At 65.0% G+C, this 13,335-nt stretch carries 11 protein-coding genes and 1 tRNA gene; 7 read left to right on the top strand and 5 right to left on the bottom strand.

Features of this window, described 5'->3' with window-relative positions; translation table 11 throughout:
* Window positions 1-16: 16 nt before the first annotated feature.
* From AADZ78_RS12120 to ligD, 3 genes are all read left to right on the top strand, one after another.
* Window positions 17-457 carry a DUF402 domain-containing protein gene (locus tag AADZ78_RS12120; protein ID WP_085249485.1) on the top strand — a complete coding sequence of 147 codons (441 nt, stop codon included), beginning with the start codon at window positions 17-19 and terminating at the stop codon, window positions 455-457.
* A 36-nt stretch (window positions 458-493) separates the two neighbouring features.
* On the top strand, window positions 494-1,060 hold the full coding sequence (locus tag AADZ78_RS12115; protein ID WP_085249464.1) for a DNA polymerase ligase N-terminal domain-containing protein: 567 nt from the start codon (window positions 494-496) through the stop codon (window positions 1,058-1,060).
* Window positions 1,061-1,130: 70 nt separating this feature from the next.
* Window positions 1,131-2,033 carry a non-homologous end-joining DNA ligase gene (gene ligD, locus AADZ78_RS12110; protein ID WP_085249465.1) on the top strand — a complete coding sequence of 301 codons (903 nt, stop codon included), beginning with the start codon at window positions 1,131-1,133 and terminating at the stop codon, window positions 2,031-2,033.
* An 85-nt stretch (window positions 2,034-2,118) separates the two neighbouring features.
* Here ligD and AADZ78_RS12105 read toward each other — a convergent pair whose 3' ends face one another.
* The 4 genes from AADZ78_RS12105 to polA form a co-directional block, all read right to left on the bottom strand.
* Window positions 2,119-3,399, bottom strand: a complete 1,281-nt coding sequence (locus AADZ78_RS12105) for a DUF1214 domain-containing protein (RefSeq protein ID WP_169726245.1) — start codon at window positions 3,397-3,399, stop codon at window positions 2,119-2,121.
* A 298-nt stretch (window positions 3,400-3,697) separates the two neighbouring features.
* On the bottom strand, window positions 3,698-4,912 hold the full coding sequence (coaE, locus tag AADZ78_RS12100) for a dephospho-CoA kinase (RefSeq protein WP_085249467.1): 1,215 nt from the start codon (window positions 4,910-4,912) through the stop codon (window positions 3,698-3,700).
* A gap of 25 nt (window positions 4,913-4,937) precedes the next feature.
* Complete coding sequence (rpsA, locus tag AADZ78_RS12095; RefSeq protein WP_204080848.1) at window positions 4,938-6,383, bottom strand: 30S ribosomal protein S1; 1,446 nt, start codon at window positions 6,381-6,383, stop codon at window positions 4,938-4,940.
* Between the two features lie 204 nt (window positions 6,384-6,587).
* Complete coding sequence (gene polA / locus AADZ78_RS12090) at window positions 6,588-9,263, bottom strand: DNA polymerase I (RefSeq protein ID WP_139828562.1); 2,676 nt, start codon at window positions 9,261-9,263, stop codon at window positions 6,588-6,590.
* A 144-nt stretch (window positions 9,264-9,407) separates the two neighbouring features.
* Here polA and AADZ78_RS12085 point away from each other — a divergent pair, with 144 nt between their 5' ends.
* The gene (locus AADZ78_RS12085) at window positions 9,408-9,851 is read left to right on the top strand and encodes a Zn-ribbon domain-containing OB-fold protein (protein WP_085249470.1); all 444 of its coding nucleotides are present in this window, start codon (window positions 9,408-9,410) and stop codon (window positions 9,849-9,851) included.
* A complete protein-coding gene (locus AADZ78_RS12080) occupies window positions 9,848-11,050 on the top strand; it encodes a lipid-transfer protein (RefSeq protein WP_085249471.1) in 1,203 nt (400 codons plus the stop codon). The genes AADZ78_RS12085 and AADZ78_RS12080 overlap by 4 nt, the downstream gene beginning before the upstream one ends.
* Window positions 11,051-11,120: 70 nt before the next feature.
* Here AADZ78_RS12080 and AADZ78_RS12075 read toward each other — a convergent pair whose 3' ends face one another.
* Entirely contained in the window at window positions 11,121-11,744 is a 624-nt protein-coding gene (locus tag AADZ78_RS12075) for an ANTAR domain-containing response regulator (protein WP_085249486.1), read from the bottom strand.
* 103 nt (window positions 11,745-11,847) lie between these two features.
* On the opposite strand from AADZ78_RS12075, the gene AADZ78_RS12070 reads away from it, so the two are divergent.
* A tRNA-Leu gene (locus tag AADZ78_RS12070) sits at window positions 11,848-11,924 on the top strand.
* Between the two features lie 67 nt (window positions 11,925-11,991).
* Window positions 11,992-13,323, top strand: coding sequence for an adenylate/guanylate cyclase domain-containing protein (locus AADZ78_RS12065; protein ID WP_085249472.1), 1,332 nt, complete (start codon window positions 11,992-11,994; stop codon window positions 13,321-13,323).
* Window positions 13,324-13,335: the final 12 nt, after the last annotated feature.

Below are 13,335 nucleotides of genomic sequence, written 5' to 3'. Positions count from 1 at the left end.
CGATCCGAAGGGCGTGGTGCGGGCCGTCGATGAGTACGCGGTGCGCCCGTGGGGGCTTTATCTGGCCCGTCCGACCCCGGGGCGGGCGCAATTCCATTACCTCGAGTCGTGGCTACTACCGTCGTTGGGCTTGCGCGCCACGGTCTTTCATTTCAACCCGGGCCATGAACGCAACCAAGACTACTACCTCGACATTGGCGAATACACACCTGGCCCGACCGTGTGGCGCTCCGAAGACCATTACCTCGACATCGAAGTTCGCACTGGCAGTGACGCCGCAGTGGCTGACGTGGACGAGCTGCTGGACGCCGTCCGCCACGGCCTGTTGACCCCGGAGGTCGCCGAGCGGGCCGTGCGATGCGCCATCAACGCAATCGACGGCCTGGCCCGCAACGACTATGACCTCACGCGCTGGCTGGCTTCCAAGGGCATGGAGTTGACCTGGAGCGAGGCGTAGCAGTTTTCAGTGCCGCCAGACGGGTACCTCAGTCGTATGCCCTTGAGCGAATATCGCCGCAAACGGCAATTCGGCCGCAGTCCCGAGCCACGGGGGCGACACCGGCGGAAGAACCCGGAAACCCAGGAAGAGCCACGGTTCGTCGTCCAGCACCACGCGGCACGCAACGACCACTACGATTTTCGCCTCGAGATCGATGGCGTGCTGGTGTCCTGGGCTATCCCCAGAGGACCGTCGATAAACCCGAAGCACAGACGGATGGCCCGTCGCACCGAGGATCACCCGTTGGAGTACGCGACCTTCGAGGGAGTGATCCCCGAAGGGGAGTACGGCGCGGGTGGCGTCATCGTTTGGGACCACGGCACCTACGCCAACGCGACCCAGCATGAAATGACCGAGGGCCTGGAACGCGGCCACCTCTCGTTTCGCTTACACGGTGAAAAGCTGCGCGGCGGTTACGCGCTGACCCGGATCCGCGAGGGGAATGACGAGACATGGCTGCTGATCAAGCGAAAGGACGCCGATGCCGACGCGCGGCGCAAACCGGTGCACAGTCAGCCCGAGTCGGTGCTGTCGGGTCGCACGCTGGACGACTTGGCGTGACCGATCCCGCCGATCTGCGCACCGACAACGAACCCAACGACCCCAAAGACATCGTGAGGAAGAGCCGTTGATGTCCGGTGTTGAAGTTGAAGTGACTCACCCCGACCGGGTGTTGTTTCCCGGCCGGTCCTCACAACAAAGAATCAGCAAGCGCGACCTGGTGGACTACTACTGCGAAGTGGCCGACACAATGCTGTCGCACCTCAAGGGCCGGCCGCTCACAGTGCAGCGGTTTCCCCGCGGGATCGACCAACAAGGCTTTCTTCAACAAGATTTCGCTGACTCGCTGCCGGACTGGATGAGCCGCGCCAAGGTCGCCAAGGAAGGCGGCACCGTGGTCCATCCGCTGGCCGAACGGCGGGAGGCACTGGCCTGGCTGGCCAACCAGAACTGCGTAACGCTGCACGCGTGGCAGTGTCGGCAGGGCCAGCTCGACAGCCCCGATCGACTGGTCTTCGACCTCGACCCGTCCGACGGCACCTTCGCGGTGCTGCGAAGCACCGCCCGCGCGGTGGCCGGGGCGCTGGGTGACCTTGGACTCGCGTGCTACGTGCAGACGACCGGGTCGCGCGGGCTGCACGTCGTGGTCCCGCTGCGCGGCGACGCAGAGTTCGACGCCGCCCGGCGATTCGCCCGCGAGGTCGCCGAGGTGGTCGCTGCGGACGATGCGGCACACCGCACCGTGGAAGTTCGCAAGGACAAACGGGGCGGCCGGGTGTATCTGGACGTCGCACGAAACGCGTACGCGCAGACGGCGGTAGCGCCATATTCGGTCCGGGCCCGTCCCGGTGCTCCGGTGGCAACTCCGCTGGAATGGGACGAACTAGACAGCCCGGATTTGCGTGCCGATCGCTTCACGATCCGCGACATTCCCAAACGGCTTGCCGGCCAACGTGATCCGTGGGAAGACATGTCTCGGCACGCTCGCTCGCTATCCGGACCTCTGCAGCGCCTGGCGAAGCTACGTGCCTGAACTGCCTGACGTGGAAGGGTTTCACTTGCCGACGTTTCGCACGGCGCTGTCCCCCATTGCGTGAATCCGCTTGCGCTACCGTCTGTTAGCGGCGATAGCGTCGCCACGCCGCACGCCGGCGGGCGGCTAGCCGCTCGGCCCGCTCGGCCGGACTCACCTCTGGGGTGTCGGCCGGGAGGTGGTTGCGCAGCTCAGCCAGTTTGACGGCCTTGGCCTCGACCGGCGGGCGGCTTTCAGCCGCGAAGTAGCGCACGGCGATGGTGCCCTCGCGATGGCCGCCAACGTCGAGCCAGTTCGGCACACCGGGGTCGACGTGGGCGAGGATCATGCGGACGACGCCGTCGGTGTCGGGACGGGCCTGGGTATGGTTCAGCGAGCTCTGCCGAGTGGCGAAATCGATGCTCTCCCAGAACGGATCGCACAGCACGACACTCCAATACCGGCACTTCGGCGGGCGGACTTCCAGGATCACCGCCTTTTCCGGCTCACACACGAAGTGCCCGTCGCCGTAGGATTGGCCGACGTGTCCCACTCCTGCCGACGGTGCGGCGGGTTGGATCGTCGTGTTGGCGGGCAGGTTCATGATCTTGCGGGCCATGGTCTCCCATTGGCGCAGCCCAGTTGAAATCCATTGCTTGAGCAGATCGAGTTGGTCAGCAACGGTTGTGGAGTCCGTCGCTGGTGGAGGGTAGGGCGCGTCGGTGCGCTCGATAATCAGGTCGGCCGGGTTTTCGCGCTCCCAGTCGCCGGTGTACTGGCGGATCTGCAGGAACTGCAGCCCGGTGCCCAGGCGCAGCCAGTTGCCGGGCTGCTCGTCTGGCGAAATGACGATCTCCACGTTGCCGTTCGCGGCCACGCTGAGGCTGTCGGTGTTTAGCTCGGACACCAGTTCCCAGCCGCGTGGGCGGCCGTCGCTGTAGTGCCCGCGAACAATCTGGATATCGAAGTCCGTCGCGGTGCCGAGGTAACCCGAGATGCGGTAGCGGGGGCCGCCGCCCGCGGGGTTTGCGCCGGGCAATTGGGTGTACAGGTACAGGCAGTCGGGGTTGTCGTTCCCCCACGGCATGGTGCAGTCGACCATGCGCACTAGCTCCGGATAGTAGGGATCGCCGTACTCGATACATAGCCGCACACCGGCGGCGATATAGCGGGCCAGATATCGGAACCCCGCCGCACGCGACAACGGATCACTCGGCGCCCGGTCCACGACGTGGCTCATCCGTCGCACGGCGTCGGCGAACTCCTGCCAGATCTCACCGTCCATCACCCGGGGCTCCGGCAGAGCCTGCATCGAGAGCAACGGCATCCAATCCTCTGTGTCGTCGGCGATTTGATCGGTGGTGCCGGCGACTGATCGATCAGACATTGCCACAACCTCCATACTCAACGCGGACGACGTCCAGACAACGGCCTGTAACGTCGCGCTGATTGCGAAAGTAATCTGCAATCGCCACCAAATAGCTAACTGGAGCGAACCACGCTGAACAAGCCGATTGAAGCCCGCCCCCGCCATCGGCAGTGCAGTAAATATTTGCCAGAGGAGGGCGCCATGACCAGTTCGTTTGACCACGCGAAGCGTGACCACCTACCGCCTCCTGACATTGCCCCGGTCGGCCTTACGACGTTCGACGCTGACGTCGCCGCCAGCCACAGTGAGCGGTGTTCTACGGCCGCCAGCCCGTGGTGTCGGCCCACTCCCAGGCCCGGCGGTAGGCATCCAGGAACCACGGTTCTTTGGCGGTGACGTAGCGCGCCATATCTCCGTTCCCGCTGGCTTCGGCTCTGCGCTTGACTCTCAGGTAGTCGGCGCGCGCACCGGGGTTAGCTGCCAGCCAGTCGACAAACAGCAGGGCGAACTGCTGATTGGGTCGACCGTCTACCCGGATGTGCACATGCGTCGGCCGGCCAGGGTCGGCTGATGCGTGAATTCGCTTGTGCCACAACGATAGATCATCGCTGTGGTCGTAGTGATCCACGGTGCTGCGGGCGTCGGCTTTGGCGGTGTCCTCGGTGATGTGCTCCAGGCGCGGGTATCCCACGGCCAGTAACGGCTCGACGAGTTCATCGGCCACCTCTAATGATTCGACGGTGACCTGGATGTCGATCACGTCCTTGGCGTCGAGATCCGGTACGGCCGTTGATCCGATGTGGTCGACTCGCAGTGCCCGGTGGCCGCATGCGGTCTTCAGCCGGGCAATGATACGGCGTGCCTGCGCAGGCCAACTCGGGTCGGCCGGCATCAGGCGCGCGGGTGCGCGGGCGACCTGACGGCTGCTCAGGTTGTGCGCGAACGGCACTATCCGGTTGTGCCACACGTCATTAGCCCGCTCGACCAAGTCCCCTGGCTCGCCTGAGTTGTCGAGCCAGATATCGGCGACGGCACGGCGTTGCTCGTCGTCGGCTTGGGCGGCGATCCTGGCGCGGGCGTCGTCTTCAGACATGCCGCGTTGCTCGACCAACCGTCGCACCCGCAGTTCCACGTCGGCATGCACGATGACAACCAACGGGAACAGTGGCGCCATCCCGGATTCGACCAGCAGCGGAATGTCTTCCACCACAACGGCATCCCCAGTCACCGCCGCAAGGATCTCCGCGCGGCGCTTGGCGACCAGGGGGTGAACGATCCCGTTGAGTTTTCCACGCGTCTCGTCGTCCCGAAATGCTTTGGCAGCCAACGCTGGCCGGTCGAGGGAGCCGTCTGGTTGCAGGATGTCAGGGCCAAAGGCTTCGACCAGCGAAGCCAGCCCTTCGGTGCCCGGTTCGACTACCTCCCGTGCCAGGACATCCCCGTCGACGATGATGGCCCCGCACCGCGAGAAGGCCGTGGACAGCGCAGATTTCCCGGCACCGATGCCACCGGTCAACCCGATGCGCAGCATTACCCGATTGCGATCAGCTGACAGGTTAAGCGTTGCCGGCGAGCTTTTCCCGCAAGGCGGCCAATTGGGCGTCGCTGGCCAGCGATCCACCCGCGGACTTCTCCGAGGACCCGCTGCTGGACGGCGCTTGGTCGCCGGCGGCGCGGCCGGCCGCCTCGGCCGCGGCAAACTTCTCCATCTGCGTGGTGTGCATCTTGTGCCGGCGTTCGGCCTCGGCGTAGCGGGCTTCCCATTCGGCGCGCTGGGCGTCGAATCCTTCGAGCCACTCGTTGGTTTCAGGGTCGAAGCCCTCCGGGAAGATGTAATTGCCCTGCTCGTCGTAGCTGTCGGCCATGCCGTACTTCGCCGGGTCGAATTCCTCGGTGTAGTCCTCGTTGGCCTGCTTGAGCGACAACGAAATCCGGCGCCGCTCCAGGTCGATGTCGATGACCTTGACCATCGCGTCGTCGCCCACGGCGACCACCTGGTCGGGCACCTCGACGTGGCGCTCGGCCAGCTCGGAGATGTGCACCAAGCCTTCGATGCCTTCCTCGACGCGCACGAACGCACCGAACGGAACCAGTTTGGTGACCTTGCCCGGCACGATCTGGCCGATGGCGTGCGTGCGGGCGAAGTGCCGCCAGGGGTCTTCCTGAGTTGCCTTGAGCGACAACGAAACCCGCTCGCGGTCCATGTCGACGTCGAGCACCTCGACGGTGACTTCGTCGCCCACCTGGACCACCTCGGACGGGTGGTCGATGTGCTTCCAGGACAACTCGGACACGTGCACCAGACCGTCAACACCGCCCAGATCGACGAACGCGCCGAAGTTGACGATCGAGGAGACCACACCCTTGCGGATGGTGCCCTTCTGCAGCTGGTTGAGGAACTCGCTGCGCACCTCGGACTGGGTCTGCTCCAGCCAGGCGCGGCGGCTCAGCACCACGTTGTTGCGGTTCTTGTCCAGCTCGATGATCTTGGCCTCGATCTCCTTGCCGATGTACGGCTGCAGATCGCGCACCCGTCGCATCTCCACCAGCGAGGCGGGCAGGAAGCCGCGCAAGCCGATGTCGAGGATCAGGCCACCCTTGACCACCTCGATGACGGTGCCCTTGACGGCCTCGTCCTTCTCCTTGAGCGCCTCGATGGTGCCCCACGCGCGCTCATACTGCGCACGCTTCTTGGAAAGGATCAGCCGGCCCTCTTTGTCCTCCTTGGTGAGCACCAGGGCCTCGACCTCATCGCCCACCGAAACGACCTCGTTGGGGTCAACATCGTGTTTGATGGAGAGCTCGCGGGCGGGGATGACCCCTTCGGTTTTGTAGCCGATGTCGAGGAGCACCTCGTCCCGGTCCACTTTGACGATGGTGCCTTCGACGATGTCGCCATCGTTGAAGTACTTGATCGTTTTGTCTATTGCGGCGAGAAAGTCCTCGCTGGAGCCTATGTCGTTGACGGCTACTTGCGGCGAGGTGACGGTGGGACTCGGCATATTGTTGGGTTGCTCCGGACAGGGTTCATCGTAGGGACAAATTGGGGTTTACCTGTTGAGGCTACTCGACAGGGCACAAGCTGGACAAACCGCACCATCTGCCACGAGCGTCACGAGCGTAACGCAGCGGCGAATTCTGCGCCGATTTTTCGCCGCAGCGTTACGCTCGCGAGCCACGCCACGCCACACCGGGGCGACACCCCGTCAGTGCGCCGCACTGTCCCAGCTGCGTCCGTAGCCCACCGAGACTTCCAGCGGGACGTCGAGTGGGTAGGCGCCGCCCATTTTGTCGCGCACCAGCGCCTCCACCCGTTCCCGTTCTCCGGGGGCGATCTCAAACAGCAGCTCGTCGTGGACCTGCAGCAGCATGCGCGACGCCAGCCCGGCCTCCCGCAGCGCCTTGTCGACCTCGATCATCGCCACCTTGATGATGTCGGCCGCGCTGCCCTGGATCGGCGCGTTGAGTGCAGCGCGCTCGGCGGCCTCCCGCACCTGGCGATTGCTGCTGTCCAGCTCGGGAAGATAGCGCCGGCGGCCCAGCACGGTCGAGGTGTAGCCGTCCTTGCGGGCCTGCTCGACGACGTCCATCAGGTAGTCGCGCACCCCGCCGAATCGGGCGAAGTATTGGTCCATCTGGATCTTCGCCTCTTCGGTGGAGATCTTCAGCTGGGCGGCCAGGCCGTAGGCGCTCAAGCCGTATGCCAGCCCGTACGACATCGCCTTGACCCGGCGGCGCAACTCCGCGGTGACCTCCTCGATCGGCACGCCGAACGCCCGGGACGCGACGAACGAGTGCAGGTCCTCTCCGGTGTTGAACGCTTCGATGAGGCCATCATCGGCCGACAGATGCGCCATGATGCGCATCTCGATCTGGCTGTAGTCGGCGGTCATCAGCTCGGCGTAATCACCGGACCCCACGACGAATGCGTCCCGGATTTGCCTGCCGGCGTCGGTGCGGATCGGGATGTTCTGCAAGTTGGGTTCGGTCGACGAGAGCCGGCCAGTCGCTGCGATCGTCTGGTTGAACGTGGTGTGGATCCGGCCGTCGGCGGCCACCGAGTTCAGCAAGCCGTCGACGGTGACCTTGAGCCGGGTGACGTCGCGATGGGTGAGCAGGTGCTGCAGAAACGGGTGCCCGGTCTTGTCGAACAGCGACTGCAGGGCGTCCGCGTCGGTGGTGTAGCCGGTCTTGGTCCGCTTGGTCTTCGGCATGCCCAGTTCGTCGAACAACACGACCTGCAGCTGCTTGGGCGAGCCCAAATTGATTTGTTTGCCGATCACGGCGTATGCGGCCTCGGCGGCGTCGCGGATCTGGTTGCCGAACTGGCTTTGCAGCTCGGTCAGCATTTCCATGTCGACGGCGATACCGGCGCGCTCCATGTTGGCCAGCACGTGCTGGACCGGCAGCTCCATCTCACCCAGCAGCGCGGTGGAGTCGATGCGGGCCAGCTCGGCGTCCAATGCGTCGGCGAGGTCGATCACGGCCCTGGCCCGCAGGATCGTCGTCTGCACGGCCTGCTCGTCCACCCCGCCCGACGCGTCCAAGTCATCGAGAAGCGAAAGCTGTTGCTGCTCAGGCGTTTCCGCGCGCAGCTCGCGACGCAGGTAGCGCAGCGAGAGGTCGTCGAGGGTGAAACTGCGCTGCCCCGGCCGCACCAGGTAGGCCGCCAGCGCTGTGTCGGAGGTGACGCCGTTCAGCGTCCAACCGCGGCCGGCCAGATCGTGGATGGCCAGCTTGGCCTCGTGCAGGGCTTTGGGCTTGGCGGGATCGGACAGCCAGGCCGCCAGGGCGGCGTCGTCGCCAGGAGTCAACGTGGCGGTGTCGACGTAGGCGCCCTCCCCGTCGGCGGCGGCGATCGCCAGTGCGGTGGCGTCCCCGCCGTGCGGCAGGTGGGTACCGACAACGGTCAGGCCCGACCGGCGCCCGTCGCCGGCGTGCTCGGCCAACCACTGCCCTACCGTCCCGGGCTGCAGGGCGCCGCCGCGCACGTCGAACCCCTCGTCGACCTCGGGCTCAACGGCGGCCAACGTGTCGAACAGCCGGTCGCGCAACACCCGGAACTCCAGGTCGTCGAAAAGCCGGTGGATCTGGTCGCGATCCCAGGGTTGCAGCCGCAATGTGTCCGGGGTCTGCGCCAACGGCACATCGCGGACCAGTTCGGTGAGCTCCCGGTTGCGCACCACACTGGCCAGGTGCGCGCGCAACGCATCGCCGACCTTGCCGCGCACCGAATCGACGTTGTCGACCAGCGATTGCAGCGAGCCGTACTCGACGATCCACTTCGCCGCCGTCTTCTCCCCCACCCCGGGAATGCCCGGCAAGTTGTCGCTCGGGTCGCCGCGCAGCGCAGCAAAGTCCGGGTATTGCTCGGGGGTCAGCCCGTATTTCTCGACGACGGCCGCGGGTGTGAAACGGGTGAGTTCACTGACGCCTTTTCGCGGGTAGAGCACGGTCACGTCGTCGCTGACCAGCTGCAGCGAGTCGCGGTCGCCGGTGACCACCAGCACGCGATAGCCATCATCGCGGGCCTGCGTGGCCAATGTCGCGATGAGGTCGTCGGCTTCGAATCCCGGCTCGGAAAGCACCGTGATGCCCAGTGCGCCAAGGACTTCCTTGGTGATGTCGATTTGGCCGTGAAACTCGTCGGGGGTCGACGACCGGTTGGCCTTGTACTCGGGATAGCGCTCGGAACGGAACGTCTGCCGCGACACGTCGAACGCAGCCGCGATGTGCGTCGGGCCCTCGTCGCGCAGCAGGTTGATCAGCATGGCGGTGAACCCGTAGACCGCATTGGTGGTCAGCCCGCCCCGGGTCTTGAAGTTCTCCGCGGGTAGCGCGTAGAACGCGCGAAACGCCAGCGAATTGCCATCTAGCAACATCAGCGTCGGCTTGGGCGCGGCCTCGGTGGCCTCAATAGGCGGAGCGCTCACAGCTCACACTTTAGGCACCCGGTCTGACGCAGCGTGCGCGGCCAGAACTGGAACACGTTTCAGTTCTGAGCTTGCGCTGGGTACGCTGGCCAGGTGCCCCAGCTCACCAGCCAAGAACCGGCGATCGACGGATGGTTCGCCACCGACGACACCGGCAATCCGCACCTGATCGGCAGCAAGTGTCCCCAGTGTGGCACTTACGTCTTTCCGCCCCGCGAGAACAACTGCCCTAATCCGGCCTGCGACGGCGACACACTAGAGTCCGTCGCGCTGTCGCGCCGCGGCAAGCTCTGGAGTTACACCGAAAACCGGTACGCCCCGCCGCCCCCGTACCCAGCGCCCGACCCGTTTGAGCCGTTCGCCGTCGCGGCGGTGGAGTTGGCCGACGAGGGGCTGATCGTGCTGGGCAAAGTCGTCGATGGCACGCTGGCGGCCGACTTGAAGGTCGGCATGGAGATGGAGCTGACGACGATGCCGCTGCTCACCGACGACGAGGGCATCGAGCGCATCGTGTACGCGTGGCGGATCTCAGCATGAGCACGCCCGAACCCGTTTACATCCTTGGCGCCGGGATGCACCCGTGGGGTAAGTGGGGTCGCGACTTCACCGAGTATGGCGTGGTCGCCGCCCGCGCCGCGCTACGCGACGCCGGCTTGGACTGGCGGCAGGTCCAGTTGGTGGCCGGCGCGGATACCATCCGCAACGGCTATCCGGGCTTCGTCGCCGGCGCCACGTTCGCGCAGAAACTCGGCTGGAACGGTGTGCCGGTTAGCTCGAGCTACGCCGCGTGTGCCAGCGGTTCCCAAGCGCTGCAGAGTGCTCGGGCCCAGATTCTGGCCGGCTTTTGCGACGTGGCCCTGGTCATTGGCGCCGACACCACCCCGAAGGGCTTCTTCGCCCCAGTCGGCGGAGAGCGGAAGAACGACCCTGACTGGCAACGCTTTCATCTGATCGGCGCGACGAACACGGTGTATTTCGCGCTGCTGGCGCGGCGCCGAATGGACCTGTATGGGGCCACGCTCGAGGATTTCGCTCAAGTAAAGGTCAAGAACTCCAAGCACGGCCTCAACAACCCGAATGCCCGCTACCGCAAGGAGAGCTCGATCGAGGACGTGCTGGCGAGCCCGGTGGTCTCGGATCCGCTTCGGCTGCTTGACATCTGCGCCACCTCTGACGGTGCGGCCGCCTTAATCGTGGCGAGCAAGTCCTTCACCGAGAAGCACCTTGGCTCGGCGGCGGGCGTGCCGTCGGTGCGGGCGATCAGCATCGTTACTCCGCGATACCCGCAGCATTTGCCCGAATTGCCGGATATCGCAACGGATTCCACCGCGGCGGTGCCGGCACCGGATCGGGTGTTCAAGGATCAGATTCTCGATGCGGCTTACGCGGAGGCCGGCATTGGGCCGCAAGACCTGAGCCTCGCCGAGGTGTATGACCTGTCCACGGCGCTGGAACTCGACTGGTACGAACACTTGGGGCTGTGCGCCAAGGGCGAGGCGGAGGCGCTGCTGCGCAGCGGCGCGACCACGATCGGCGGCAAGGTACCGGTCAACCCCTCAGGTGGGCTGGCGTGCTTCGGCGAGGCCATCCCCGCCCAGGCGATCGCTCAGGTTTGCGAGCTGACCTGGCAACTGCGCGGTCAGGCCACCGGCCGGCAGGTGGAGAACGCGCGCGTCGGCGTCACCGCCAATCAGGGCCTGTTCGGCCACGGCTCGTCGGTGCTCGTGGCGCGTTAAGGCGGCCGAGCAGACGCATAAGCCCCCGAAAACGGCCGTTTTCGGGGGCTTATGCGTCTGCTCGCGCGAGCTACTCGGCGGCGTCCTTAGGCGTGTCGAGGGTTTCCAGGACCACCTCAGCCACCCGTTTCATCGTGGTGCGCCGGTCCATCGCGGCACGCTGAATCCACTTGAACGCCTCGGGCTCTGTCATCCCCTGCTTGACCTGCAGCAGACCCTTGGCGCGTTCGACGAGTTTGCGGGTTTCCAGCCGATCCGATAGGGTCGCCACTTCGTGTTCCAGCGCGGCGATCTCGCTGAACCGGCTAACCGCCAATTCAATCGCCGGGATGAGATCGCTGATGGTGAAGGGTTTGACCAGGTAGGCCATCGCCCCCGCATCACGAGCGCGTTCAACCAGATCACGCTGACTGAAGGCGGTCAGCACGACGATCGGCGCGATGCGTTTACTGGCGATCTCCGACGCAGCGTCAATCCCGTCGCGACGCGGCATCTTGACATCCATGATCACAAGATCGGGCTTATGACGCTCGGCCAGTTCCACGGCTTCCTGGCCATCGCCGGCTTCCCCGACGATCTCGTACCCCTCCTCTCGCAACATTTCGGCGAGGTCCATCCGGATGAGCGCTTCGTCTTCAGCGATGAGAACCCGGCGCGGCTTAGCGGCATCGGTGTCGCTGGTGGTACCCGTCATGACGGACATTGTGTCGTGGGCGTCTCCAACTGGGAACCTTGGGGGGCGGTGAGTCGGGATCGGGCTCCTCTAAGGTAGAAACTCGGACCACGACTAGCGATAAGCCCTCGTATCCCAACTGGCAGAGGAAACGGATTCAAAACCCGTACAGTGTGAGTTCGAATCTCACCGAGGGCACCAGCAAAAGCCGCCAGAAAATCGTCGCAGCGCTCGGTAAACACCGAGCTCAACGGTTAGGCTGTGATTCGTGGCGGCCAAGAAAAGCAAAGCCCCACCGATAACGGCGGACGGCCCGACACAACGCCCCGACTGCGTGGCGGCGGCGCGGGCTCAAATCCGCGCTCCCATTCAGCACTACGCAGCCAGTGCGGCACGCCGCACTCGGGTGCTCAATATTGCCGCATGGATGGCCGCGACGGTCAGTGTGAGCTTTGTGGCCGCACAATTGTTTATCGACGAGTGGTTCTGGCAGGTCATCTCGATCGACGCCGCGGCCGCGCTGGTCTTCGCCGCCGTCCCGATGCTGCACCGCTTCGGAGAATTGGCAGCGGCAATGACGTTCATCGGCGCCGCCTATGTCGCGATCTTCGCCAGCTGCTGGGCCTTGGGGACAGCTTCAGGCGCTCAGCTCTTCTTTCTGGTAGGGGCCTGCCTGGTGGTGCTGTTGCTCGGCATTGAACACATTGTATTGGCCAGCGGCCTGGCGGCCATCGCCGCGGGCCTGATCATCGCGTCCGAGTTCCTGATTCCACGCAGCACCGGGCTGCGGCCGGTATGGGCTCAGTCGATGGGCTTCGTCATCACCACTGTGTCCGCCTGCGTGGTGGTGGTTGTGACCGTGTGGTTTGCGCTGCGTGACACCGCCCGCGCCGAGTCGGCTATGGAAGCGCAATACGAGCGCTCAGAGGCACTGCTCGCGAACATATTGCCGGCGAGCATCGCAGACCGGCTCAAGGAGCCCGAGCGCACCATCATCGCAGACAGATACGACGAGGCCTCGGTGCTATTCGCCGACATTGTCGGCTTCACCGAGCGTGCCAGTAGCACCGCACCGGCTGACCTGGTGCGCTTCCTGAATCGCCTCTACAGCGCTTTCGACGCGCTGGTGGACAAGCATGAGCTGGAAAAAATCAAAGTCAGTGGCGATTCCTACATGGTGGTCAGCGGGGTTCCGCGGCCACGACCAGATCATGTGCACGCGCTGGCGGACTGTGCGCTCGACATGGCCGCCGTTGCCGCCGAGATGGAGGATCCGCACGACCGCTCGGTCCCACTGCGAGTGGGCTTGGCCACGGGGCCCGTGGTCGCCGGTGTCGTGGGTTCTCGGCGGTTCTTCTATGACGTGTGGGGCGACGCGGTCAACGTCGCGTCGCGAATGGAATCCACCGATTCGGTAGGGCAGATCCAAGTGCCGGACGATGTGTACGAGCGTCTGAAGGACGACTTCGTGCTGCATGAGCGCGGCCACATCAACGTCAAGGGCAAAGGCATCATGCGCACCTGGTACCTGATCGGCCGCAAGGCAGTCGAAGTGCCCGGTGACGTGCCCACCGGGGAACCGCGCACGGCTCACGTCTGAACCAAAAGCCCC

The organism is Mycobacterium riyadhense, from assembly GCF_963853645.1.
GTDB lineage: Bacteria > Actinomycetota > Actinomycetes > Mycobacteriales > Mycobacteriaceae > Mycobacterium > Mycobacterium riyadhense.
Note: the sequence above shows the minus strand (reverse complement) of the source record. Positions and strands in the feature narration are given on the sequence as shown.